Annotated in this window: 19 protein-coding genes; 11 read left to right on the forward strand and 8 right to left on the reverse strand. The window is 52.8% G+C overall.

Going from position 1 to position 24,675, the window contains the following annotated elements; translation table 11 throughout:
- The 10 genes from VIS94_08335 to VIS94_08380 all read left to right on the forward strand — a co-directional run.
- Nucleotides 1–744 (forward strand): DNA methylase (locus VIS94_08335; protein HEY9161078.1); only part of this gene is annotated, 744 nt, incomplete at its 5' end.
- Nucleotides 741–1,151, forward strand: a complete 411-nt coding sequence (locus tag VIS94_08340) for a GxxExxY protein (protein HEY9161079.1) — start codon at nucleotides 741–743, stop codon at nucleotides 1,149–1,151. The genes VIS94_08335 and VIS94_08340, both read left to right, overlap by 4 nt.
- A 76-nt stretch (nucleotides 1,152–1,227) precedes the next feature.
- A complete protein-coding gene (locus VIS94_08345; GenBank protein HEY9161080.1) occupies nucleotides 1,228–4,083 on the forward strand; it encodes a helicase-related protein in 2,856 nt (951 codons plus the stop codon).
- Nucleotides 4,076–6,082, forward strand: a complete 2,007-nt coding sequence (pglZ, locus tag VIS94_08350) for a BREX-3 system phosphatase PglZ (GenBank protein ID HEY9161081.1) — start codon at nucleotides 4,076–4,078, stop codon at nucleotides 6,080–6,082. Before VIS94_08345 ends, pglZ begins: the two co-directional genes overlap by 8 nt.
- A complete protein-coding gene (locus VIS94_08355; GenBank protein ID HEY9161082.1) occupies nucleotides 6,079–6,858 on the forward strand; it encodes a hypothetical protein in 780 nt (259 codons plus the stop codon). The genes pglZ and VIS94_08355 overlap by 4 nt, the downstream gene beginning before the upstream one ends.
- The gene (locus tag VIS94_08360) at nucleotides 6,855–8,270 is read left to right on the forward strand and encodes an SIR2 family protein (GenBank protein HEY9161083.1); all 1,416 of its coding nucleotides are present in this window, start codon (nucleotides 6,855–6,857) and stop codon (nucleotides 8,268–8,270) included. The genes VIS94_08355 and VIS94_08360 overlap by 4 nt, the downstream gene beginning before the upstream one ends.
- Nucleotides 8,260–10,497 (forward strand): DUF87 domain-containing protein, encoded by a 2,238-nt coding sequence (locus VIS94_08365; protein HEY9161084.1) that lies wholly within the window; start codon nucleotides 8,260–8,262, stop codon nucleotides 10,495–10,497. Before VIS94_08360 ends, VIS94_08365 begins: the two co-directional genes overlap by 11 nt.
- 121 nt (nucleotides 10,498–10,618) lie before the next feature.
- Complete coding sequence (locus VIS94_08370) at nucleotides 10,619–11,266, forward strand: hypothetical protein (GenBank protein HEY9161085.1); 648 nt, start codon at nucleotides 10,619–10,621, stop codon at nucleotides 11,264–11,266.
- Nucleotides 11,267–11,977: 711 nt separating this feature from the next.
- Complete coding sequence (locus VIS94_08375) at nucleotides 11,978–13,396, forward strand: hypothetical protein (protein HEY9161086.1); 1,419 nt, start codon at nucleotides 11,978–11,980, stop codon at nucleotides 13,394–13,396.
- 138 nt (nucleotides 13,397–13,534) lie between these two features.
- Nucleotides 13,535–14,677: an acyl-CoA dehydrogenase family protein gene (locus VIS94_08380; GenBank protein HEY9161087.1), complete on the forward strand. Its 1,143-nt coding sequence runs from the start codon at nucleotides 13,535–13,537 to the stop codon at nucleotides 14,675–14,677.
- 101 nt (nucleotides 14,678–14,778) lie between these two features.
- On the opposite strand, the gene VIS94_08385 is transcribed toward VIS94_08380, so the two are convergent.
- Both VIS94_08385 and VIS94_08390 read right to left on the reverse strand, forming a co-directional pair.
- A complete protein-coding gene (locus VIS94_08385) occupies nucleotides 14,779–15,120 on the reverse strand; it encodes a hypothetical protein (protein ID HEY9161088.1) in 342 nt (113 codons plus the stop codon).
- A 78-nt stretch (nucleotides 15,121–15,198) separates the two neighbouring features.
- A complete protein-coding gene (locus VIS94_08390; protein HEY9161089.1) occupies nucleotides 15,199–18,405 on the reverse strand; it encodes a CusA/CzcA family heavy metal efflux RND transporter in 3,207 nt (1,068 codons plus the stop codon).
- Between the two features lie 93 nt (nucleotides 18,406–18,498).
- Here VIS94_08390 and VIS94_08395 point away from each other — a divergent pair, with 93 nt between their 5' ends.
- Nucleotides 18,499–19,374, forward strand: a complete 876-nt coding sequence (locus tag VIS94_08395) for a homocysteine S-methyltransferase family protein (GenBank protein ID HEY9161090.1) — start codon at nucleotides 18,499–18,501, stop codon at nucleotides 19,372–19,374.
- Nucleotides 19,375–19,387: 13 nt separating this feature from the next.
- Here the strand turns inward: VIS94_08395 and VIS94_08400 are convergent, their stop codons facing one another.
- The 6 genes from VIS94_08400 to cysK all read right to left on the reverse strand — a co-directional run bounded on the left by VIS94_08400 (nucleotide 19,388) and on the right by cysK (nucleotide 24,653).
- A complete protein-coding gene (locus VIS94_08400) occupies nucleotides 19,388–20,545 on the reverse strand; it encodes an efflux RND transporter periplasmic adaptor subunit (GenBank protein HEY9161091.1) in 1,158 nt (385 codons plus the stop codon).
- Entirely contained in the window at nucleotides 20,542–21,726 is a 1,185-nt protein-coding gene (locus VIS94_08405) for a TolC family protein (protein ID HEY9161092.1), read from the reverse strand. The genes VIS94_08400 and VIS94_08405 overlap by 4 nt, the downstream gene beginning before the upstream one ends.
- Before the next feature lie 90 nt (nucleotides 21,727–21,816).
- Nucleotides 21,817–22,194: a FixH family protein gene (locus VIS94_08410; GenBank protein HEY9161093.1), complete on the reverse strand. Its 378-nt coding sequence runs from the start codon at nucleotides 22,192–22,194 to the stop codon at nucleotides 21,817–21,819.
- Between the two features lie 79 nt (nucleotides 22,195–22,273).
- Nucleotides 22,274–22,891 carry a thiamine phosphate synthase gene (thiE, locus tag VIS94_08415; protein ID HEY9161094.1) on the reverse strand — a complete coding sequence of 206 codons (618 nt, stop codon included), beginning with the start codon at nucleotides 22,889–22,891 and terminating at the stop codon, nucleotides 22,274–22,276.
- Between the two features lies 1 nt (nucleotide 22,892).
- Nucleotides 22,893–23,699: a hydroxyethylthiazole kinase gene (gene thiM, locus VIS94_08420; protein HEY9161095.1), complete on the reverse strand. Its 807-nt coding sequence runs from the start codon at nucleotides 23,697–23,699 to the stop codon at nucleotides 22,893–22,895.
- A 30-nt stretch (nucleotides 23,700–23,729) separates the two neighbouring features.
- On the reverse strand, nucleotides 23,730–24,653 hold the full coding sequence (cysK, locus tag VIS94_08425) for a cysteine synthase A (GenBank protein ID HEY9161096.1): 924 nt from the start codon (nucleotides 24,651–24,653) through the stop codon (nucleotides 23,730–23,732).
- Nucleotides 24,654–24,675 lie beyond the last annotated feature (22 nt).

Here is a 24,675-nt window from a genome sequence, read left to right on the forward strand (position 1 = left end):
GACCGGATGGTGGCTTTTCACGTCCAGCGGGGCGTGACTGTGCCGCTATCCGCTACGGAGTTCTATTCCGGTTTGGTCCAACGGCTCTCAGAACGAGACGGGATGTACTTCCTTCCCGAGCAGGTGGCCGAGTACGATAAAAAGCGCATAACCGTCCGGGAAGTTCTACAACTCCAGCTTTTCGTCACGGACGAGTCATCAGCCATCCAATGGCTCAAGCAGCAGATCGTTAAAAAGCCCCAGACCTTTCAGGAACTTCAGCCGCAGTTCATGCGAGAGACCCAAGGAGGTTGGCAGAAGTATGAGAAGCCGCTGGAGCTGTCGGAACTGTTGGAGCAGAACTTCCTCCGTTACGACGGCAAGGGGGAAGTGCCGAACCAAATTCACAGCTACCTCTCCACGAATTTCAAGGAGCTACGGAACCTGCCCAAGGACGACGAGAGCCTGCGCGCCAAGGGCAAAGACCGCTGGTATGTGCCCGACCCCAACAAGGCCGGCGACCTGGAGAAGCTGCGCGAGCGGTCTCTGCTCAAGGAGTTCGAAGACTATCGCACTTCAAGCCAGAAGCGCCTGAAGGTGTTCCGCCTCGAGGCGATCCGCGCAGGCTTCAAGAAGGCGTGGCAGGAGCGCGACTACGCCACGATCATCACCGTGGCCCGCAAGATTCCCGAGAACGTCCTCCAGGAAGACCCCAAGCTCCTCATGTGGTACGACCAGGCGTTGACACGAAGCGGAGAAGAATGATCCACGAAGGGCACGAAGGGGCACGAAGAATGACAGAGTTGATTTTGAAAGATGAAGTCTTTGCCATCGTGGGCGCGGCTATTGAGGTGCATCGGGAGCTTGGGCCGGGGTTTCTGGAGGCGGTTTATCAGGAAGCATTCGAGATGGAATTGCGAGATCGCGGCATTCCGTTCGAGGCACAGAAGCTGCTGAGGGTTTCTTACAAGGGCAAGATGCTGAACAAGGAATACTGCGCGGACCTGATCTGCTATGGGCAAATCATTGTCGAGCTTAAAGCGCTTGACCGGCTTTCGGGGAATGAAGAAGCGCAGATTCTCAATTATCTCAAGGCGACTGGATTGAGAGTCGGTGTCCTCATCAATTTTGGCAGTCACGGCAAGCTGGAATGGAAGCGATTTATCCACTAAGGACACGAAGATGCACGAAGAAAAAAAAGAAAACTTAGCGTCCCTTTGTGACCTTCGTGGATTGTGTTTTTCGTGGATGTATTCTCTTGATCATCAACAGCTCTGTCAGGTCATCGAAGCCCAGACGCTCTGGGGTGAGACGACCTGCCGCGTCTGGCTGCCCGGCCGCGACTCCGTGGTCCGCATCCCGGCTTCCAGGCTCAAGCCCCTGGAGAGCGCGGGCACCGGTTCGTCGGACGATATCGCCTACATCGCTGCTGCCGCGCGGGTAGCCGACGCCCTGACCCAGGACGTGCTGCTCGCGCCCATCGAGTCCTCCGTCATCCCGCTGCCGCACCAGATTCGTGCGCTATCCCGCGCCATCGCCTATGACCGGGTGCGCTACCTCCTGGCGGACGAGGTCGGCCTGGGCAAGACCATCGAGGCCGGGCTCATCATGCGGGAGCTCAAACTTCGCGGGCTGGTCAAGCGAACGCTGGTCATCGCCCCGAAGGGATTGGTGAGCCAGTGGGTGGCCGAAATGCGGGAGCACTTCAACGAGCATTTCCAGCTTGTTTTGCCGGATGATATCAGAACGCTCAGCCGCATTTCGGCAGTCGCGAGTTCTGAGTCGCGGGTCTCGGGTCAAGAAGACTCGCAACTCGTGACTCGCAACCCGTGGACCATGTTTTCCCAGGTGGTCGTGCCGATGGACTCGGTCAAGCCCCTGGACAAGCGCCGCGGATGGAGCGCAGCTCAGGTGAGCGAGCACAACCGCGAACGGTTCGAGGACCTGATCTCCGCCGGCTGGGACCTGGTCATCGTTGACGAAGCGCACCGTCTCGGTGGCAGCACCGAACAGGTGGCCCGTTTCAAGCTGGGCCAGGGACTCTCCGAGGCCGCCCCATATTTCCTGATGCTTTCGGCCACCCCGCACCAGGGTAAGACCGACGCCTTTCATCGGCTGGTTTCCCTGATCGACGCCCAGGAGTTCCCGGACATCAGCAGCGTCACCCGTGAGCGGGTCCAGCCTTATGTCATCCGTACCGAGAAGCGCCGCGCTATCGATGCCGATGGGAAGCCCCTGTTCAAACCGCGGCGCACGCAGCTTGCCCCGGTCTCCTGGGAAGAGCGGCACCGCAGTCAGCAACTCCTCTACGAGGCGGTCACCGAATACGTCCGCGAAGGCTACAACCAGGCCATGCGGGAGAAGCGGAGCTACATCGGCTTTCTGATGATCCTGATGCAGCGCCTAGTGGTCTCCAGCACAAGCGCCATCCGCACTACGCTTGAAAGGCGGCTTGAGGTTTTAACCACAAAGGACACGAAGGAACACCAAGAAGAATTATTTCCCGCATTTCGTGATTCTTCGTGTGCTTCGTGGATTGAAGATTTCGAGGATTTGGATGGGCAGGAACAATTAGACGTTTTGCTTCGTGGAAAGATTCAGGCGCTCAAGAACGAACGCGCCGAGGTCAAGCTGTTGCTGGAGGCCGCGGCTCGCTGCGAGCAGATCGGACCGGATGCCAAGGCCGAGGCGCTACTCGACTGGCTCTACCGCCTCCAGTCCGAGGAGAGCGACCCGGAGCTCAAGGCGCTGGTGTTCACCGAGTTCGTTCCCACCCAGGAGATGTTGCGTCGGTTCCTGACTGAGCGCGGGTTTTCGGTCGTCTGCCTGAACGGCTCCATGGACATGGAAGAGCGTAAGCGGGTCCAGGAGGCATTCGCCAAGGATGTTCGTATTCTCATCTCCACCGACGCTGGCGGGGAGGGCTTGAACCTCCAGTTTTGCCACGTGGTGATCAACTACGACATCCCCTGGAACCCGATGCGTCTCGAACAGCGGATCGGCCGGGTGGACCGTATCGGTCAGGCCCATGCGGTGCGCGCGGTCAACTTCGTCTTCGAGGGCTCGGTCGAGCACCGGGTCCGTGAGGTCCTGGAGCAGAAGCTCGCCGTCATATTCGAGGAGTTCGGTATTGACAAGACCGGCGACGTCCTCGACTCAGCCCAGGCGGGCCACATGTTCGACGAGATGTATGTCGAGGCGATCCTCAATCCCGAAAAAGTGGAGGAATCCGTAGAGAGCGTGGTTGCCCGCCTGCAGGAGCAGGCTCGCGAGGCGCGCACGACCGCATCCGTGCTCGGCGCGACCGAGGACCTGGAGCCTGGCGAAGCCCAGCGGCTGCTGACCCACCCCTTGCCCCATTGGGTCGAGCGCATGACCGTGAGCTACCTAAAGGCGCACGGCGGCCAGGCCGAGAGGAGAAGCCAGAGCTGGAACCTCACCTGGCCCGACGGCGAAACCTACGAAAACGTGGTCTTCACCGGCAAGGAAGCCGAGAGGCTTCCGGCTGCCCGGCATCTTACCCTTGAAGAGCCGAAAGTCCGCGGACTGGCCATGCGGCTCCCACGTTTTGCGCCTGGCCAGCCGGTCCCCATCGTGTCGATCCCAGGTCTCTCCGAAGAAGTTCAGGGCATCTGGTCCTTGTGGCGGATCGCGATTGCCACCATGGAGTGGAACCGTCGACGGATCATGCCTCTCTTCCTGGCCGACAACGGCATGGTCTACATGCCGGCAGCCAGACACGTATGGGACCAGCTCCTCGCGGCAAGCACAAAGGTCCGGTCCGTTCTTGACGCCGAGGTCTCCCAAGCCGCTTTCGCAAAGCTGCAAAGCGCCGCAGAGGAGCACGGGAAGCCAATCTACGAAGCACTCGTGCAAGAGCACCGGGGCCGCATCGCACGCGAGCGCGAGAAGGCCGACTACGCCTTTGCCGCGCGCCGCAAGACCGTCGAGCGGATCGGCCTGCCCCAGGTCCGCAACTATCGCCTGAACCTCCTCTCGCAGGAGGAGCGGAGCTTCCAGGAGCAGCTCGATCAGAAGGCTCATGCCTATCCCGAAATGGTGCCGCTGCTTGTGATTCGGGTGGAGGGCGGTGGACATGAGTAGCTGGCGCGATCAAATACTGAAGGAATTCACCCCGAAGGTCGCCCGACTCACCCTGGTGGCCGATCCGGACGGACTTCTCCTCGAAGAAGGGATTCTCGAAGGTGTCCGCGAGCGTGGATTCGAGCTGATCCCGTTTGAAGACCATATCGCGTTCCGTTACGCCTACGAGTCGAAGTTTCGCTCCCGCTGGGACCGCGGCGAGCACACGGACCTTGTCGTCGTGTTGCGCTCGCAAGCAAGCGACCTCAGTGGGTTGCCCTATGATCTCCTCCAGGCCGGTCGCAGACTCTCCTTCAACCTCGGCGACATCTTCCCGAACCTCAGCTACCCGGTCGTGACTGCCCTGGACCGCGGGGACCTCGATGCCTTGTATGAGGCGCAGAAGAGACATGCACCCGGCCAGTTGGGCGACAACGCCACCAAGGAGTTCGTCCTCCGGCACGTCTTTGAAATCGCGCCCGAGCTGGTCAAACAGCCATCCGACCTCCTGCGGGTGCTGCTGCGCCGTCACTACCGCGGCCAAAGAATCCCGGCTGACCTTGACAACCGGTTCATCCAGCTCTTGCGCCAGAACAACATCTTCGACGACTGGCCGCTTGAGACGCTGGTTTCGGACCGGGAGGCGTTCTTCGCATTCCTCCAGGAGCGCTGGCCGATCTTCCTCGACCGTGAGGCAGCCAGAGGGACGTCCGGCGTTCGTGAGGATGAGAAGCCCTACGGTCTGTCCATTGAGGGACCGGTCGAACTGCCCTTCGACCACCATGACATCCGGGTCTACATCGACAACCTGTTCGTGGAGGGGGTACTGCACTCAGTTCCACACGAGCACGCGGACACCTTGTCCAAGACCTGGGTAGGTATCGGCGTTCGAACCGCTCCCATGGAGGACAGATCCCGTCGCCTGAGCAAGCTCATCGATAGCCTGGAGGCATCCATTCCGGCCGAGGACGCGAAGCACACGGACTGGTTCCACTTTGCCCGCGGATGGGCGGAGACGATCCTGCTGGCGAACGATCAGGCCGAAGCGATTTCCGAACCGACGGATGAACGCATCAAGAACTTGCAGGCACAGGTGGATGCCGGTTTCGCAGCCTGGCTCTTCAAGCGGTATGCCGGGCTTGTCAACCTGCCACCGGTGCCTCCGGTCATGTTGCATCACCTCCCGCGATTTCTTGCCCGCCAAATGGGAGAAGACCGCAAATTCAAGATCGCACTGATCGTGGTGGACGGCCTTGCCATGGACCAATGGCTGGTAGTCCGGGATGCACTTGCCTCGCGTCAGCCCGGTTTTCGATTCCGGGAGCAGGCGGTCTTTGCCTGGATTCCCTCGCTCACATCTGTTTCGCGCCAAGCGACCTTCGCTGGCAAGGCTCCCATCTTTTTCCCGAACAGTATCCAGACCACGGACAGGGAGCCTGCTCTATGGGCGCAGTTCTGGGCGGATCAGGGTTTCGCGCCAAACGAGGTCGTCTACATCAAGGGGCTGGGCGACGGTAATCTGGAAACCGTTTCCGAAGCGCTTTCTCATCCCAGGGCAAGAGTCGCCGGGCTGGTCGTGGACAAGGTCGACAAGATCATGCACGGGATGGAAATGGGCACCGCCGGGATGCACAACCAGGTTTGCCAGTGGGCCAAGCAGCCGTACCTGAACACACTCCTCGATCTGCTCTTGGATCGGAGCTTCCGTGTCTATCTGACTTCTGATCATGGCAACCTCGAGGCGGAAGGTTGCGGTCGTCCATCCGAAGGGGCTGTGGCGGACCTGCGCGGCGAACGAGTCCGCATCTATCCAGACGCGGCCCTTCGCGGAAAAGTGAAAGAACGCTTTCCAGCCGCGTTGGAATGGGGAACCGTTGGTCTCCCGGAGGACTACCTCGCCCTGCTGGCCCCTGCTCGGCAGGCGTTTGTCCAGGAAAAGCAGCGCACCGTGAGCCACGGCGGCGTTTCAGTCGAGGAACTCATCGTCCCTCTGATCCAAATTGACAGGAGGGGCGAATGACCAGACGGACCGACCAGATCGGATTCAGTCAGCGGGTGCGTCTGGAATGGCTTGAGCAGACGGCCAACCTGGTCTTGGCAGGGAATGACAAGGCTGCGGTCAACGAAGCCTTGCAGGATTTGCTGAAGGACAAGGTGTCCGTAGGCGGACAGGCCGAGCGTGGCAATCGTGAGAAGATCATCACGATTCTCCTGAAGACGTGGCTGACGGTTCCGAGCGAACTCGAGTCGTTGCGCATCGAAGGACTGGAACTACTCAAACGTGTTCCTCGACGCGATCATCTGGCCATCCACTGGGGGATGGTCATGGCCGTCTACCCGTTCTGGTCGGGTGTAGCCACCCAGACCGGCCGTCTGCTGAGGCTTCAGGGCTCCGCTGCCGCGGCTCATGTCCAGCGCCGGGTTCGCGAGCAATACGGCGAGCGGGAAACTGTTTCCCGAGCGGCCCGCCGCGTGCTGCGTTCGTACCTGGACTGGGGCGTGCTTCAGGAGACCGGCGCAAAGGGCATCTACTCCGCCGGGGCAACGCTCGCCGTCGATGATTCCCGACTGATCGCATGGCTGGCCGAAGCATCCCTCCACGCCCGCGCCAACGGCTCGGCTCCGCTGAAAGATCTGATCGACAGCCCGAGCCTCTTCCCGTTCCGAATCAAGCCGGTCCACGCCGAAAACCTCGTGGCCGCGTCATCCAGACTCGATCTTCTCCGCCATGGGCTGGACAACGACCTGGTCATGCTGCGGAAACAGACACCGAACGGAAAGGAGGATAGGCGATGAGCGAGACTTTCCGCTTATCTGATTATCAGATACGCATCGGAAGCGAGGATATCATAGAGCGACACCTGCATGGCATCTTGAGCGCTGACGCTGAGAACTCCGAGAACCAAGAGAAGGCTCAAAAGGCACTCGATGAACTCCTCAAGGAGATGCGCGTCCGGTTTGGCACAGTAATTAAGACCGACAACGTCTCATTCCTGCTCGGGGCCGGTGCCTCCCTGGCTGTCGGAGGTGTATCTCTTACCAACATACCGAAGCAACTCGAGAAGGCACTTATCGACAAAGCGAAGGACGAGCAAAAAGAGAAAGAAGCTCCTGCCTGGATAGATCTCTTCTATATGATTGCTTCAGCCCTTTCCCGAAAAGACTTCTCGTTTGACGCCCGTTCTAAACTTTTCCAGTCGACCGGAGAGAAGGACATTCCCGCGATAGGTGTGAACCTTGAAGCCTATCTCAGTCAATTGCATACATGGCATGCCGGAATGCTCGATGTGACTGAGACATTAAAACTGACGGGCGGCTCCGAACTGTCAATCGTCAAGAGCGATTTGGCTCGTCTGATCAAAGAGATAACTGGCTCCTTGACGATTCTCCTTAACCTGCCAAAGTCTGGCTTGGATGAGCCTCTTCGGAGTCACAGGAAATTCATCAAGAAGGTCCTCACTCGACCGCTTAACCTTCGACGGGCGAATCTCTTCACTCTTAATTATGACACACTGATTGAACAAGCCGGAGATGCTGAAGGAGCGGTGCTTGTCGATGGATTTGTGGGAACACTACGTCGTGTTTTTAGACCCGAGTCCTACGACATAGATTTCTATTTCCCCGCACAGACCACCGAAGGACGGGTTCATCGATTTGATCGGGCCCTTCACCTTTATAAGCTTCATGGCTCGATTACATGGCATCGCTGTGATCCTGATTGGGGAAACCCTTTCGGATTGTATGCAACATTCTATAACCAGGACTGCCGCACAGACGATGTCCTGATCTATCCATCTCCTCTCAAATATGGACAGGCGCTGGGCATGCCGTATTCCGAGCTGTTTCGTCGGTTTGGAAACGCCATCGCGCAACCCCAATCGGCACTTTTTGTGATTGGTTACGGATTCGGAGATGATCACGTCAACGCTTTGATCCGGCAGGCGCTTGCCATACCGAGCTTTACTCTTGTTGTGGTGGACCCCGATCCGAAGAACGATTTCGTCTCGGAGCTGGAGAAACTCGAAGATGAACGCGTTTGGATTGTCAAGGGATGGGGGTTAGGGACATTTGAAGGTTTTGTTGCGAAGCTTTTGCCTGACCTGAGAGAAGAGGAAATCGATGCCAAGGTAATAAAAACCTTCAAGGGGCTATCGTCGCCTTCCAGGCGAGAAGCGAAAGACGCAGAAGAGGACAACGATGGCAAGTGACCATGAAATTGGCCGGGTCGTCGCAGTTGACACGGCCCAGGTGACGGTTGAACTGAACCGGGAGCTGAAAGCCCTGACCCGATCCACCTATGAGGGGACGCTGGAGGTCGGGCGGATAAACTCATACGTCATAATTCCCGTCGGTGCCCGCCGGATCGTGGCTATGGTCACACGTGTTCTATTGACAGAAGAAAGTGAACTGAAAGCCGACAAGACTATGGTGACGCTGCCTTCTTCTCGAAGATTGATGAAGGCAACGATGATCGGCACCATTGACGAGGATAGATTCCGGCAGGGGATCAATCTGTTCCCGGTCCTCGATTCGCCAGTTCTTATTACAACAAAAAAGGACCTTGATGCAATTTTCGGCAAGTCTTCCGAGCAGGATGGGGCGTCATCGGATGAACCAGGGTTCTGCATTCCAATTGGGCGTTCCGCGGTCTTCCGGGATTACGACATCAAAATCGATCCAGACGGGTTCTTCGGAAAACATGCCGCTATCATCGGCAGCACTGGCTCCGGCAAGTCCTGCACTATTGCCACCATTATTCAGTCGATTATCCATCAGGCATCGGTAAAGCAAACGCGGTTCATAATCCTCGACACCAATGGGGAGTACCGCACAGCCTTCCAAAGGCAAAATGGGGACAAGGCGTGGACTGATGCGGATGCGGCATTCAAGGCGCTCTATATACCCACCGATCCTGCAGAGAAAGAAAAACTCGCTATCCCTTACTGGTTTATGGATTCTGAGGACTTCGTTCGTTTGTTCAGGGCATCTCCTGGCGTTCAAAGGCCGGTACTGCTCAACGCTCTGTCGTCGGCTCGAGACTCTGAGGAAGGTGCCGAGAACTGGCTCCATGTGCGTGAAAACATCATTAAGGAATGCAACCGGATTCTTGGGCTTTGTTCTGGTACCGAGACAAAAGACGCAAAGTCTATCCGGCAGTTATGCGATGGATTTCTCACTTACATTGCGGAGCCGGCCATCGAACAACAACTTAGTCTTCTATCTAAACATTACCCAAATATTACAGCTACAGACATCAAAACGATCTTTGAGGGAATAAGAGATGTCGTTCGGGATGGAATCCGCAACGAGGGACAACAATACGAGGCATACGCAGCCATCGATGTAAACAAACGTAGACGTATTGAGAAGTCTATCAAGCCTTTGTTGGGGGCGTTATCGCGACTTCCCGAGAACAGCACCGCTCTCAGCACGGCGTCAGCAGATTGCCCGAGGTTCTTTAGTAAGAGCGAATTTCGCTACTGGTATCTTGAGCAAGCCATGACTCGCGACGAAGCAAGCTCTTCGCGGGCTCGCGACAATTGCTCCACGATGCTGATGCGCATTTACCGGCTACTGGAGGATTCCCGATTCGAATTTATGTTTGGCCCTACTTGTTCTGAATGGCCATCGGTTACGCATTCTCTTGCCACCTTCATACGGGACATTCTGGGAGCTGGATGCTTAGGGGAAGCAGGACTAACTGGAACCGCTGCCTGTCCTGAAGGCTTACTGCCCTTCTACGACAGGCAGCGAGGCGGTTCTACTCGATCCAATGTTGTTATCATCGACTTGAGCCTCCTCGCCTCTGAAGTTCTCGAGAATGTAACCGCACTCATTGGACGCCTTATTCATGAATTCTTGCAGCGATTGAGCGATCCGGTTAGTGGTGTCGGCCGCGGTGAGTACCCGGTTGTTCTCATCCTTGAGGAGGCACAGAACTATATCCGCGAGGGAAGAAGGACAGAGGAGGATTCCATCTCGAAGCTCGTCTTTGAGCGTATCGCCCGAGAGGGTAGGAAGTATGGGTTGGGATTGGTTGTAGCTTCCCAACGGCCAAGCGAATTATCAAAAACGGTTCTCTCGCAGTGCAATAGCTTCATTGTCCATCGTCTGCAGAATCCTGAAGATTTACGCTATTTCCGGGAAATCGTACCTGGCATCTACGGCCAACTTCTCGATCAACTTCCAGCTCTTGCCCCTCGAAGCGCCTTGGTATTGGGAGAGTGTGTTCAGGCTCCCGCGTTGGTGGAAATGCGAGAAGCCAGCCCTGTTCCAAAAAGCAAGAACCCGAAGTTCTATCGAAGCTGGACCCAAGAGGAGAAGCAACCTGATTTTGAAGCCGTATGTGAAAGGTGGGAGGGCAGGCAACCCGAATGCCCTGCTCTCGCCGATCAACCTCATAACGCTCCCCAAAATGGAAGTGAGACGAAATGAGCAGGAGATTTCGTTCCGCATTCATAAATAACAGAAGGATCACCGGTGGGCTGTTTCGGACTAACGACAAGTGGCGCATCCATCCGGTCTTGTGCGATCTCGATAGGTCGGGGAAAGACTGATGACCGGCCCACGAAGAACAGCAGACAAGGTGCAATGGTCCGGCCGCGTCGCGGCCGTTCAGCCCCGCATCCGGCTCACGCGTTCCTTCGATGAGCGGTCCCACAGCTACCTCGGGTACGTGCTTCGAATCGACGGAACATGCGGCGGGGAGGCCGGAGAGTTCCTGATTGCGGTCGGTGAGGGTGCGCACGAAAAGCACCGGTTTCAGACGGGCATGGAGCTCGCCGGCTCCTCCGTGCCGGTTGACGACCCGCGTAAGGAAACGGCAACGCTCTACAAGACGAGCGGACTCAAGGTGGTCGAGGATGCCGCCAGTGAAACTCCTGTTGGGCCGCCTTTTCATGGCGTGCCTCCTGACCTGGAAACGTACCGCGCAAGGGGACATCGCCGCCTGGACGCCCGGACCTATGACACAAAATGCACGACCTGCATCTGGGGCTGCCGGATGCCGGTGGAAATGATCATCGACCAATGGAATCCGTCAAAGAAACAGTACCGGTTCGAAACCTTCTGTTACGGCCCGAAAAGCTGCCCCTTTTACCGGCCCGGGCCCGTGCGGAAAGTTCCGGGTCGAAAGGGCATGTCCTACACCGAGGAGGATTGGGTCGACGAGGACGCCATCGCCCACCGTGGGCCGGATGATTGAGGATTGAGGAACTTGCGACAAACTCACGACTCGACTTGCGACACGCGCATCGGGTAGAGTAATTGGGAAATCGAAATCAACGCCGCTACCGGCCCGCCGGGGGCCGCATACTCCTTGATAACCCGATGATATTGAGGGTTTTTGGTTAACAGCCAGAGAACGAGAAGGATTATGAAGAGGGTTGCACACGGGGAGCCAAAAATTTTATATCAGATAATTATCAGTAACGACCTTAAGACAATCTTAATAAAATCATATTTTGTTTGAAGATAACTTTTCTGCTATTCTGAAAAAAAATCCTAAAGCATGTGACAGGATTTTTTTAAATGGGACCTACCTGCAGCCAGAAAATATAACAATGATTTATTCATGTGCTCCTTTTATATTCATTCTTAAACTATCTTGGAATTCGATAAAACGGTTTCTATTTGTGCCCTCTGAACACATGGCAGAAAAAATCCATTTCGAAGTGAAATTAATTTCCATCCGTAAATTTTTTCATACTGGCCTCTATGAAAATCATTGAATTAACAGCAGGTTAAAAATGATACCATGTGGCATAGTACATGCATTAATTGTATTCATATAAGTCATCTGGTGATGCAACATTATGAGGGAGGCAACATGGCCTGGCAAAGAATTTGTCAGGCCATTCGCCTATGTAAGGGCTGCAGCAATGTTTAAAATCTATCTTAATGAGGAGATGCACTTATGCGCAAAGTTCTTCTGTTGGCGGCAATCGGTCTGATTATCTTTTTTCCGGGATGCAAGGATGACTCTTATGTGGCGCCATGGCCCCAGAATGCGGTGGAGACCAGGGACTATGATGAAAGCAAGCCGGCCGGTCTTCTTCGCAACAAGGCGGACCAATATGACGCCTGGCATGTACAGTGGCACCAGCCATATTACGGCGGTACGGTAGAAACCTACTTTGCCGATGACGCAAGGACCATCATGAGTGGAGTCGGAGGCTATGGCGACAGCTGCATCTGGACCGGGACATATCTCGGCAGTCAGGCCATGCGTTACCATGTGACAGGAGACCCTGTCGCAAAAGCGAACGCAATCCGGATGGTTGATACGCTTGACGGCTTTCTTCATGTAACGGGCAAGGAAGGCTTTATCGCCCGATACCGCGCCCCGCAGACATCGCTTGCATACAGAGGAGATGCCGCATGTGACGCCAGCGATAGTTGTCACCGTGTCGTAACCGGCCCCTATGCGGGAGACTTCTGGGAAGGAAATACGAGCCGCGACCAGTACACGGGTTGGTTTTTCGGCATGGCTCTGGCCTATGACCTCATAGACGATGATACGGTAAAGACAAAAATTCGCGATGACGTAAGCGAGGTGGTGACCGCCCTTATGGACAACAACTGGAACATAACGGCCCAGGACGGCAAACCAAGCAAAACAGCTCCTCAGGTAATAGCCACGATGAAGATGAACTTCCTTCTTATAGGCTATCACATGACCGGAGATGCACGAATGCTCAAGCAGCTTAAAACCATGCTGCTCAATGCAAACCGCGCGACTCTGTTCGTATCCGATATCAATTATTTCAACCGGTATCTGGAGTATTACGGAAACAACCTGGGACATACGAACTGGTACAACCTCCTCAGGCTTGGCAAGGCCTATTTCAGCGAAGATGACTATAACTGGCTCGTAAGCGAATTCAACAAATCGGTCCATACTTTCACAAGGCTTTCTCACAATGCCTGGTTCAACGGCATATATATGAGCCAGGGCGGATGGGTTAATGACATATCAGATGCATATTATACGCAGCTTGTTGAAGATCTCACCGCATTCAGGAATGCACCTAACGGCGAATACTACCTGCCAGACCGTGATCCTTCGACCTATACGATAGACCCGCAGTCAGAAAAGCTTCATAATCTATTTGAGGCGCTCAATGTGGATGCCATCTGGAAGCCGATCAACATACAGGCGCTTGAGGCATTCCCTGTGCCGCTGCAGTGCCCCAGCGATTTCCTCTGGCAGCGCAACCCGTTCGTCATCACTGCCTGCGGCAGCAACAATCCGAGGCATGTCAACCCTGGTGTCGACTATCTCGCAGCATATTGGCTTGCCAGCTATCACAAGTTCCTGAACAAGGACATGTAAAGTCTTCAAGGGGGCATATTGCGATATGCCCCCATCCAAAAATATTTTCAGCTTTATATCTGCTCGTCATTGATATTGATCTTCTTATCCATTAAAATCACCAGTCTTAATAAACCAAGACAAATATGGGAGGAAAAGATGGATTTTGAATTATCGGAAGAAATGCGGATGCTGTCGGACATGGCCTACAAGTTCGCGGTCAATGAGATCGGTCCGGCATCGGAAGAGGCCGACAAACTGGAAAAGTATACGCCCGACATCAGGAAGAAAGCCGGGGAAAACGGCCTGATAGGGAGCTGGATACCCGAAGCCTATGGCGGAGCAGGCGTCGGCTTCCTCGGAAACACCATCATAACAGAACAACTTTCAAGGGTCGATATGGGCATAGGGCTCAATGTCATCGCCGCGACATTCGGATGTGAAAACCTTCTCCACTACGGCTCCGAGGAGCAGAAGCTTAAATATCTTCCGCCCGTATGCGCGGGTGATTCCGTATTTGCAGGTGCCTACACAGAACCGAACGCGGGCACCGACGTCGCAGGATATCGCACCAGAGCGGTAGCCGACGGTGACGATTTCATCATCACCGGCAACAAGATGTTCATAACAAACGGTACCGTATGCGATTTCATGGTTGTACAGGCACTAACCGATCCGGATGAAAAGATTCACAAAAGTTTCAGCCAGTTCGTGGTGCCAGCAGATGCACCAGGGGTAACCGCCACCAAGATAAAGGGCAAGCTGGGCATCCGCGCCAGCGATACGGCGGAGATTGCACTGGACGGCGTCCGTGTGCCAAAAGAAAACCTCATAGGAAAAAGGGGGGCGGGCTTCTACCAGCTAATGCACTTCTTCGACACCACGCGCGTATTCGTCGCGGCGCAGGGCACTGGCATCTCGCAGGCGTGCCTGGACGAGTCCGTTAAATATTGCAAGGAAAGGACGGTTTTCGGCAAACCTCTGGGCTCCTTCCAGATCAGCATGCAGAAGCTGGCCGAGATGTGGATCAGGATAGAAGCGCTCAGGAACATGACATACAAAGGAGCGGTATCTCTTGACAGCAAGAAACCCGACTATCATGTCTCTGCCATGGCTAAATTTTTTGCAGGCCAGACCGCGGTCTTCTGCGCCAATGCAGCAGTTGAGCTTCACGGCGGCTATGGCTATATTGAGGAATACAAGGTGCAGAAGTGGTACCGTGACGCAAAGATTCTTGAGTTGTATGAAGGAACGAAGGAAGCCGAGATCATGACACTGGGAAAGGTTCTTCTTTCGAAATAGCAAATATGTCTTTTTGAACAAAAGGCCGCACCTGATAATAAAAGTGCGGCCTGTTCCTGTTCTATTTTTCAGTCTGGAATTATATCCTTATCAGAATCGTATCAGTCGCCCGAATCATCATTAAGAATGGCATTCTTATCGACCTTTTTGCCTGCGCCCTTGTCGTCATCATCGATAACGGCATTCTTGTCGATTTCCTTGCTTGCGCCCTTGTCATCATCATCGATAACGGATTCTTTATCCTCATCATTGCTGGAACCGGCATCGTCATCATCGATGACCGCCTCTTTATCTATATCGGAGCTGCTCCCGCACATTACTATTTTACCATTGATCAAAGAACCGTCCTGATATGCAGGAGATGCAAAAACTTTAGAACCGGCAATGAAAACAAATGCACAGCACATTGTCATCAGCAGCAGTGTTAACCCGTATTTTTTCATGACTATCCGCCTCCTTGAGTTCAACAGACCTTTCCCGGCATCTGTCGCTTATCACACCTTATCGGCAAAATACGTCTTTTAACTATAATTTTTTTCTGTTTTCTGGCCAACAAGCCCTCTTTTCCTCCAGATGAAAAATATGCTCGGGTAGATGAGCAGTTCAAGCAACGTTGATGTAACGACGCCTCCGACCATAGGTGCGGCAATGCGCTTCATAATATCCGAACCTGCTCCGTGACTGAACATGATCGGTATGAGCCCGGCAAGGATCACGCTTACGGTCATGATTTTAGGGCGTATCCGCTTTACTGCGCCTTCCATTATCGAGGCCTCTAAATCACTATCCGATTTCATCCTGTCCATGGTTTTGTATTTATTATATGCAAGGTCGAGGTATAAGAGCATTACCACGCCGGTTTCCGCATCGAGCCCGGCAAGCGCAATGATACCGACCCAGACTGCAATGCTGAGGTTGTACCCCATGATATAAAGAAACCAGAATGAGCCCACCAGGGAAAAAGGGACTGCAAGAAGAACGATGGCCGTCTTCGTCACAGAGCGAGTGTTCATGTAGATAAGTACGAATATGATAAAAAGCGTAAGAGGAATGACCAGCATGAGCCTTTCCTGTGTCTTGAGCAGGTATTCGTATTCGCCGCTCCATTCAAGTCTGTAGCCGGATGGGATTTTCACGACTGATGCGGCCTTTTTAGCCTCTTTCACGAATCCCCCGATATCCTTGCCCGAAAAATCAATGAATACATAGGTGTTAAGCAGACCCTTTTCGCTCTTTATCATTGTTGGGCCGCGGACAATCTTTATATCCGCAAGCTCGGATAAGGGAATCCAGGCTATCTGACCTGAAGAGGCACCCACGGCCTTGTCACCCATGCCGGATCCGCCCATGCCGCTTGTCGCAGCACCGGCCTGGACCGGTACCTCGATTCTTTTCATCTTTTCGATGTCGTTCCTCAGTTCCCTGGCATAACGGACATTGACAGGATAACGCTCCCTCCCCTCAACCGTTGTCGTGATATTCATCCCGCCTATTGCCGTTTCCACTACCGTCTGGATATCCTCCACACTCAGGCCGTAACGGGCGGCGGCATTTCTGTTCACCTCAAAATCCACATAATAGCCTGTAGTCGCACGTTCGGCGTAAACGCTCCTTACCTCGGGGACATTTTTAATAGCTTTTTCAAGTTCAAGACCGATCCTGTCTATCACGTCAAGGTCGGGGCCAAGTATCTTTATGCCCACAGGGGTTCTGATACCGGTTGCAAGCATGTCTATCCTGGCCTTTATAGGCATGGTGAAGGAATTCGCCACACCCGGAATGCTCAGCCTGTCATTGAGCTCGTCTTTTATGTCATCTGTCGTAATGTCCTTTCTCCACATGGATTCGGGCTTGAGGTTGATGACCGTCTCGAACATCTCAAGCGGTGCAGGGTCGGTTGCCGTCTCTGCTCTTCCGGCCTTGCCGAATACAGATTCCACCTCTGGAACCTGCATAATGATCCTGTCCTGAAGATTGAGAAGCTTCTGAACCTCACTGATCGATGCCGCAGGTACTGTTACAGGCATGTAAAAAAGCGTGCCTTCATTGAGAGGCGGCATGAATTCGCTGCCAAGTTTTTTTATCGGGTAAACGGTTGCCGCCATAATGATCAGTGAAAGCACGATCACGATCCACGTATGTTTGAGGGCTATTCCCGCAACAGGTCTGTATATCCATCTGAGAGCAATACTTATGGGGTTCCTGTCCTCATGCCTGATTCTGCCTCTTATGAATATGGTCATGAGTACTGGTGTCAGGGTCACGGCCAGCAGAGATGAAAAGAGCATTGCAAATGTCTTTGTATATGCAAGAGGTTTGAAAAGCCTTCCGGCCTGGGCCTCAAGTGTAAAGACGGGAAGGAACCCAACCATAATAACGAGCAGGGAGAAGAACAGAGACGGTCCCACTTCCTTCGCCGCCTCCACTATGGCATCAAATTTAGTCCCCGAGCGTTTCTCTTCCCATTCCTCCAGTTTTTTATGGGCATTCTCCACCATTATTATAGATGCGTCGACCATTGCGCCTATTGCTATTGCGATGCCGCTCAAGCTCATGATGTTTGAAGTGATGCCGAGGTAGTACATGCAGATAAAGGACATGATTATGGCAACGGGCAGAGTGAGTATTACTACAAAAGCACTCGGCAGGTGGAAAAGAAAGATAAGGCATACAATACCTACTGCAATGGCAAGTTTTATTATCTCGTCCCTGAGCGTTGCTATGCTCCTCTTTATAAGATCGGAACGGTCATAGGTGACAACGATCTTAACCCCATCGGGCAGGGAAGGTCCTATATCGTTCTTAATCTTTTCCTTTACCCTCTCGATCACGTTGAGGACGTTCTCGCCGAAGCGCACGACAACTATTCCTCCCGCGACCTCGCCTCTGCCGTTCAGGTCGGCGAGCCCCCGCCTTATTTCAGGCCCGACCTCAATAGATGCTATGTCCCTGAGGATAACCGGCGTACCCCTGCCGTCTGTTGAGATTGAGATATTTTCAATGTCAGTGAGGTTTTTTATGTAACCGCGGCCTCTTATCATATACTCAGTGCCGGACATCTCAAGGACGCGGCCTTCCACATCGAGGTTGCTCTTCTTCACAGCCTCCATTACCTTCATGAGCGGGATATTGTATGACCTGAGTTTTACAGGGTCGATATTTACCTGATATTGCTTAATGAACCCGCCTATGGAGGCAACCTGGGAAACACCCGGAACGCTTTCAAGGGCCAGTTTTACCGTGTAGTCCTCAATTGAACGCAACTGGGAAAGGTCATGCCCACCTTTTTCATCGACAAGGGCATATGAAAAACCCCAGCCGAGGCTGGTGGCGTCAGGGCCGAGTACAGGGGTTACCCCCTGAGGTATCTTGTTGGTAACCGCCTGTATATACTCTATCACCCGGCTCCTTGCCCAGTATATGTCGGTGCCTTCATCGAATATGACATATATGAATGAGCTGCCGAGAAAAGAAAATCCTCTCACGGCCTGCACCTTGGGGGCTGCAAGAAGCGTGGCCGATATCGGGTAGGTTATCTGGTTTTCAACAAGGTCGGGGCTCCTGCCGGGCCACTCCGTATATATTATAACCTGCGTGTCGCTCATGTCCGGTATCGCATCGAGCGGAGTGCGCTTCATGGCCCAGACGCCCCAGATTATGGCAAAGACCGCAATCAGGATAATGAAGAAACGATTTCGGGCGCTCAGGCCTATTATCTTATCAATCACCGTCTTTCTCCCTTAATAAAGATTGACTTACTGTCCGAACACGGCTTTATTCTCAGAAGATTTCCATAAGAATCAATACGATCGGAGGTTCTGATGAATGAGTTTATCGCCGGATTGATCAAAGACGGACCGGTTCTAACAGACGGGTCATGGGGTTCGCAGATGATGAAGCGGGGACTTAAGGCGGGTGTAGCTCCGGATTCATGGAACCTCACCTTTCCCGATAAGGTCGAAGAGATCGCACGACAATATGTCGAGGCAGGCAGTCGTGTCATCCTCACTAACACCTTCGGCGCGAACCGCTTCGTTCTGGGCAAGTTCGGCATGGCCGATAAGGTATCTGAAATAAACAGAAAAGGTGTGGAAATATCGAAAAAAGCAGCAGGAGACAGGGCATTCGTCTTTGCATCGATCGGGCCCAGTGGCAAACTCCTCATAACCAAAGATGTCACGGAAGGAGGCCTTATAGAGGCTTTTTCTGAGCAGGCGCAGGCCATTGCCGATGCCGGAGCGGACGCCATAGTCGTTGAGACCATGATGGACCTGAACGAGGCCAGGATAGCGGCAGAAGCTGCTAAAAAGACAGGTCTGCCGGTCATCGCCTGCCTGGTCTTCGATGCAGGCAAAAACAAGGACCGCACAATGATAGGAAACACCCCGGAGCAGGCGGTTGAAACCTTGACGGGTATCGGCGTTGACGTCATAGGCGCAAACTGCGGGCAGGGCATAGAGGGTTTCATACCGATCTGTAAACGCATGCGTTCAGCCACATCACTACCTCTGTGGATGAAGCCCAATGCGGGCTCACCCGAAGTTATAGGCGGGCAGACCGTGTATGCCACATCCGCACAGGATTTCGCCCGCCATATCCCGGCTCTTATTGAGGCAGGCGCCAATTTCATAGGCGGCTGCTGCGGAACAGACATGGAATTCATAATAGAGGCAGGGAAAGCCTTGAAAGGCATATAAAAGAAACCAGAGGCTACTTTCTATCATGAAGGGTAACACCCTTTAACTGTGCCTCGGAATCGATCAGGAACGTGCCTGTCGCCGCCACCTTTTCGCCAACATTGACACCTGAGAGGATTTCCCTCATGCCGCCTGCCGAGATTCCTGTCCTGACCTCTCTGGGCTCGAACGTTTCATCACCTTTGTCAACATATACAATCTGTCTCAAACCCGTATCGATCACGGCATCGGCAGGCACGGCAAGCCTTCTTCCAAGGTTTGCCGATGAAGTGAGCGTTGCATACATCTGCGGTTTCAGTGAACCGCCTGGATTGTCAAGGACGCATCTTATCCTGACCGTTCTTGTGGAACCGCTCATCACAGGATAGACATAATCAATTCTGGAATTAAATGTCTTCCCGGGCATGCCTTCAAAACTGATTTTTACGGCCATATCCTGCTTGACCTGCTGCATATCCGCCTCGGGGACTTCAGCGACCACCCATACCCTGGAAAGGTCGGCGATATCGAACAGGGGCTCCCCGGGCATAATCTGCATACCCTTAACTGCATAACGCTTAAAAACTGTTCCTGTAACCGGGCTCCTGATTGTAAGCGCCCTTACGGGTTTGCCTGTACGCTCGATTTGAGCAATCTGTCCTTCGGTAATGTCCCACAGTATAAGCCGTTTCCTGGCTGCTGAAATAAGTTCCTCAGCATCTTTTTCAACCATCCTGCCCAGATCGGTCGAATCTTTCCTGCCGGAGAATGCCTTAAGACTCAAAAGCTCCTTCTGTGCGCTTAGAAGCTCCGGACTGTATATATCCAGCAGGGATTCTCCTTTTTCCACGGGCCTGCCCTCAAAATCGACATACAGTCTTTCGATCCAGCCATCGACTTTTGCATTGACCGTTGATATTCGCTGTTCGTCATATTCAATACGGCCAGCCAGCCTTAAATCGGAGTTCATCTCAACAAAAGAGACCGGAACTGTTTTTACCCCGATCATTTTCTGTCCCGCCTCGGACATATCAAGTGATGGCGCCTCATCGGTTTGAAATGCATTCGCAGACTGAGTCTGAGACATTGAAGGCGTTTGGGAATGCTTACTGAAGTAGTAAATCGCAAGTGTTGCAACAATCATAATAACCAATATGGCGGCAACAATAACTGCGGCCTTTCTTCTGTTCATTTCGCACCTTCGGCATCAAGTATGCCTGTAACCGAGTTTATCCTGGCTATCGCCTTTTCCCGGATGGTGAACTGCTGATAGTATGAAAGCTCGAAATCAAGCGGCTGCTTCAGCCTGGAAATTAACTGCATTGAGTTTGATTTTCCGGATGTAAACCTAGCCAGAACAGCATCAATATCCTGCCTGCCTTTAGGTATGAGGGCCTTTTTGTAGATTTCCATGAGCTTTTCCGATGTCTTTATCATGGAATAGTTATCCCTTATAAGAGATTCCGCCATAAGCCTCGCACCTTCCATCTCTTTCCTGGCGGCAGCCATGCTATAACCGGCTCCCTCGATCTGGCTCTTCTGCTTGCTGGCATAAAACACCGGTATGGGAAGGCTTGCGGTAAGACTCCACATATCGTCAAATTCTCCACCCTTGTTCATATATGATACGTTCAGCGTGACATCCGGCAGGGCTTCCTTTTTTGCCATTTGAAGCATTCGCGACTGGGCCTCGACCATATTTTTCTGCATCGTGACATCAGGCGAAGTTTCTCCGGCCTTCTTTATAAGCTCTTCGAGGTTGTAAGGGAAAGGTGTAGCAGGATATTCGGCACTCATATCAAATGTCAGATTAACCTGCGTGCCCGTCTCGCTGCTCAGCATGGCGTTAAGCGATTCGACCTTCTGCCTCGCCATTTCCTGTCGCTCAAGGATCATATACTTCTCCGACTGCGCCATTATGACATCTTCCTGCGACGCCATACCTGAAGCATACATTGAAAGCGAAGCCTTCTCCAGTCTGGTGTTAATATCGTTTTTCAATGAAAGGATATACTGCTCACGGTATGCATACATGATGTCGTAATACTGCTCGGTAACTGCAAGAGTCGTCTTTCTTTTCAGAAAATCGGCGGAAGACTTGAGCACCCTTGCCTCATATTCTGCCGTCTCCCCCGCAAGTCTCCTTTTTCCGGGATAAAGGAACATCTGGGATGCGGTGAACATCCATTGCGAATCGTTCATCTCACCGTAGGTTATCCTGTCAAAACCAGCATTCTGATATCCGAACATGAACATCGGATCAGGGAGAGACCTTTTAACTGCAACCTGCTTGAAGGCTGCATCCGCTTTCTCTTGTGCGGCAATCAGCTGGGGATTGTTATTTAGCGCGTCAGTTATAAGTTCTTCAAGCATTTGATCCCTGGCTTGAAGGGACTTATTTTCAAATACAAATAAAAAAGCCAAAAGAACAATAAAAGCAGCCTTGCGCATGGCAGGCCCCTTTTATCTTACATCTATATTAAGCTTGGATTTTCCCTTATTTCCTGCTGCCTCAACCTTCACTTCAACAGACCATGCCCCGGACATTGAAAAATTAAGTTTGCCGGAGTATATACCGTCCTTTCCAGCAAGAGCTGCCTTGTAATTCATTGCAGGCATACCGGGCATAGCAGGCATAATATATTCAATATTAACCTTTGCATCTTTTACCGGCCTACCCGCAACATCCCAGACAAGAATACTAATATTGTTCTCACCCGTAACCGGCGGGTTTTTGTCAAGCGTTATATCAAGTTTGAAAGGGCCTGCCTGTTTGCTTGTTTCAAAACCCTTTGCGTAAGCGGCAGAAGTTATCAGCATTATTATCATTATTATTGTCAACATCGTCTTTTTCATATGATCCTCCCATAAAACTCATATTGTTTTATAATAGGGTTTATTTTCATCAGGACAAGTCCTGTCAGGTTTTCTCTATAAGCTGTTTTAGTTCAAGCGCCGCTTCATAAGGATCAGGGGCCGCGCAAATGGCTGATACTACTGCAATGGAATCGGCACCGGCCCTGATTACAGCAGCTGCATTTTTCATGTTTATACCCCCGATGGCCACAAGCTTATGCCGGGAAAAGGCCTTGATTCGTGAAAGCCCGTCAAGCCCCCAGGCGTACTTCGTATCAGTCTTGGTAGGCGTATCAAAGACAGGGCTTACGCCCAGATAGTCGGCGTCAAGATCCTGGGCCTTCTCCACATCTTCCCATGTCTCGACGGACAGGCCGATTATGGCCTCAGGTCCCATAAGTCTCCTTACTTCGATAAAGGGCATATCGGACTGCCCAACATGAACTCCATCGGCACCCACAGCCAGCGCTACATCCACGCTGTCATTGATTATCAGAGGAATATTGAATGGCTTTATAAGCCCTTTTATCTTTTTTGCCTGTTCGATGAACAGATTCAAGGGGAGCTTTTTTTCTCTTATCTGAACACAGGAAACTCCTCCCCTGACGGCCATAAGGACTACCTCTTCGAGTGGCCTTTTCCCGCATAATTCCCGGTCTGTAACAAGATACAGGCCCTGCATGTCAGTTCTCTACTTTCAGGCGCTGTCCTATATCATCAATCGAAAGATTAAAAAGAGCATCATAAAAACCAACCTGCAATGTTCCCGGCCCTGCTGCACGCTCAGCTGCAATTTCGCCTGCTATGCCCATCACCGCCATGGCATGCGCGGCAGCCTGTGCACGATTTTCACTGACCGCGGCAAAAGCCCCGCAGAGAGCCGTCGCCGTACAGCCCAGACCGGTCACCCTTGTCATCATCTTATGGCCGTTTCTGATCTTTATTATACGGCCTGCATCGATGACATAATCGGTTTCGCCGCTTATGCAGACAACCGAGCCGTAATCTTCATTAATACTCATGCCTGTCGAAACCGCATCATGTGAAGCCTTGGTGCTGTCTACACCCTTTGTCGTGCCCGCATCCTCATAGACCGACATGATTTCAGAGGCATTCCCTCTGATAACTGAAGGCCTGAACACCCTGATAAATTCCCGTGCCGTTTCCGTCCTGAAACTGGTGGCGCCTGCACCGACAGGGTCCAGTATGACGGGTATATTCCTGAGGGTAGCCCTCTCGGCTGCCTTGAACATGGCCTTTATCCATTCCCTGCTTAAAGTTCCAATATTGACAACCAGGGCAGCAGCTATACCCACCATTTCATCCATTTCCTCCAAGGCATGGGCCATCACAGGAGAGGCGCCGATTGCAAGAAGCGCATTGGCCGTGGAATTCATGACCACATAGTTGGTTATATTATGAATAACCGGCGAGAGTTTTCTTATGCTCTCGACCGATCCCCATACATCCGTCACATTACATTTGGGCATTACCAATTCTCCTTTAATAAGTTTTGATCTTTACTGGTTCTGGAACAGCCAGGTTGATAGGTAGCGCTCGCCTGTATCAGGAAGAAGAACAACAATTATCTTTCCCTTGGCTTCAGCTCTCGCGGCAACCTGAAGTCCGGCCCACAAAGCCGCACCGCTTGAAATACCGGCAAGAATGCCTTCCTCCTTTGCAAGAGCCCTTGCCGCTATTCCCGCATCATCATTGGCAACAGTAATAATTTCATCAAGTATTTTTCTGTTGAGCACGTCAGGCACAAAACCTGCTCCTATACCCTGAATCTTGTGAGCCCCTGATTTCCCTCCTGAAAGAACCGGTGAATCCTTGGGCTCGACCCCTATGATTTTTACCCCGGGCAATTTATCTTTAAGCACCTCGCCAACGCCTGTGATTGTTCCGCCCGTACCGATACCTGCAACAAAATAGTCAACCTTGCCGCCCGTGTCGGACAATATTTCCACGGCAGTAGTCCGCCTGTGAATCTCAGGGTTTGCAGGATTCCTGAACTGCTGCGGTATGAAGCTGCCCGGGATTTCAGCTGCAAGCTCTTCCGCCTTTTGGACAGCACCCGTCATCCCTTTTGCCCCTTCTGTCAGCACGATTTCGGCGCCCAGGATTGCAACGAGCTGTCTCCTCTCAATGCTCATGGTTTCGGGCATGGTAAGTATCAGCCGGTAGCCGCGCGCAGCACATACGAAAGCAAGCCCGATTCCGGTATTGCCGCTCGTGGGTTCAATGATTACCGTACCTTTTTTTATAAGCCCTTTTTTCTCGGCATCATCGATCATGGCGACTGCAAGCCTGTCCTTGACGCTGGAAAGGGGGTTGAACGACTCGACCTTGACAAGCACCTGCGCACCAAGACCTTCAGCCATCCTGTTGATACGCACAAGAGGGGTGTTTCCTATTGTCTTTGTTATATCGCTGTAAATCATATCGTCTCCTTTTTAAAAGTAT

Source organism: Desulfomonilia bacterium (assembly GCA_036567785.1).
GTDB lineage: Bacteria > Desulfobacterota > Desulfomonilia > UBA1062 > UBA1062 > DATCTV01.

Excerpts from the sequence above, each read along its gene's own strand:
- VIS94_08340 (HEY9161079.1), top strand. The coding sequence starts at position 741 with ATGATCCACGAAGGGCACGAAGGGGCACGAAGAATGACAGAGTTGATT.
- VIS94_08345 (HEY9161080.1), top strand. The coding sequence starts at position 1,228 with ATGTATTCTCTTGATCATCAACAGCTCTGTCAGGTCATCGAAGCCCAG.
- pglZ (HEY9161081.1), top strand. The coding sequence starts at position 4,076 with ATGAGTAGCTGGCGCGATCAAATACTGAAGGAATTCACCCCGAAGGTC.
- VIS94_08355 (HEY9161082.1), top strand. The coding sequence starts at position 6,079 with ATGACCAGACGGACCGACCAGATCGGATTCAGTCAGCGGGTGCGTCTG.
- VIS94_08360 (HEY9161083.1), top strand. The coding sequence starts at position 6,855 with ATGAGCGAGACTTTCCGCTTATCTGATTATCAGATACGCATCGGAAGC.
- VIS94_08365 (HEY9161084.1), top strand. The coding sequence starts at position 8,260 with ATGGCAAGTGACCATGAAATTGGCCGGGTCGTCGCAGTTGACACGGCC.
- VIS94_08370 (HEY9161085.1), top strand. The coding sequence starts at position 10,619 with ATGACCGGCCCACGAAGAACAGCAGACAAGGTGCAATGGTCCGGCCGC.
- VIS94_08375 (HEY9161086.1), top strand. The coding sequence starts at position 11,978 with ATGCGCAAAGTTCTTCTGTTGGCGGCAATCGGTCTGATTATCTTTTTT.
- VIS94_08380 (HEY9161087.1), top strand. The coding sequence starts at position 13,535 with ATGGATTTTGAATTATCGGAAGAAATGCGGATGCTGTCGGACATGGCC.
- VIS94_08385 (HEY9161088.1), bottom strand. The coding sequence starts at position 15,120 with ATGAAAAAATACGGGTTAACACTGCTGCTGATGACAATGTGCTGTGCA.
- VIS94_08395 (HEY9161090.1), top strand. The coding sequence starts at position 18,499 with ATGAATGAGTTTATCGCCGGATTGATCAAAGACGGACCGGTTCTAACA.
- VIS94_08400 (HEY9161091.1), bottom strand. The coding sequence starts at position 20,545 with ATGAACAGAAGAAAGGCCGCAGTTATTGTTGCCGCCATATTGGTTATT.
- VIS94_08405 (HEY9161092.1), bottom strand. The coding sequence starts at position 21,726 with ATGCTTGAAGAACTTATAACTGACGCGCTAAATAACAATCCCCAGCTG.
- thiE (HEY9161094.1), bottom strand. The coding sequence starts at position 22,891 with ATGCAGGGCCTGTATCTTGTTACAGACCGGGAATTATGCGGGAAAAGG.
- thiM (HEY9161095.1), bottom strand. The coding sequence starts at position 23,699 with ATGCCCAAATGTAATGTGACGGATGTATGGGGATCGGTCGAGAGCATA.
- cysK (HEY9161096.1), bottom strand. The coding sequence starts at position 24,653 with ATGATTTACAGCGATATAACAAAGACAATAGGAAACACCCCTCTTGTG.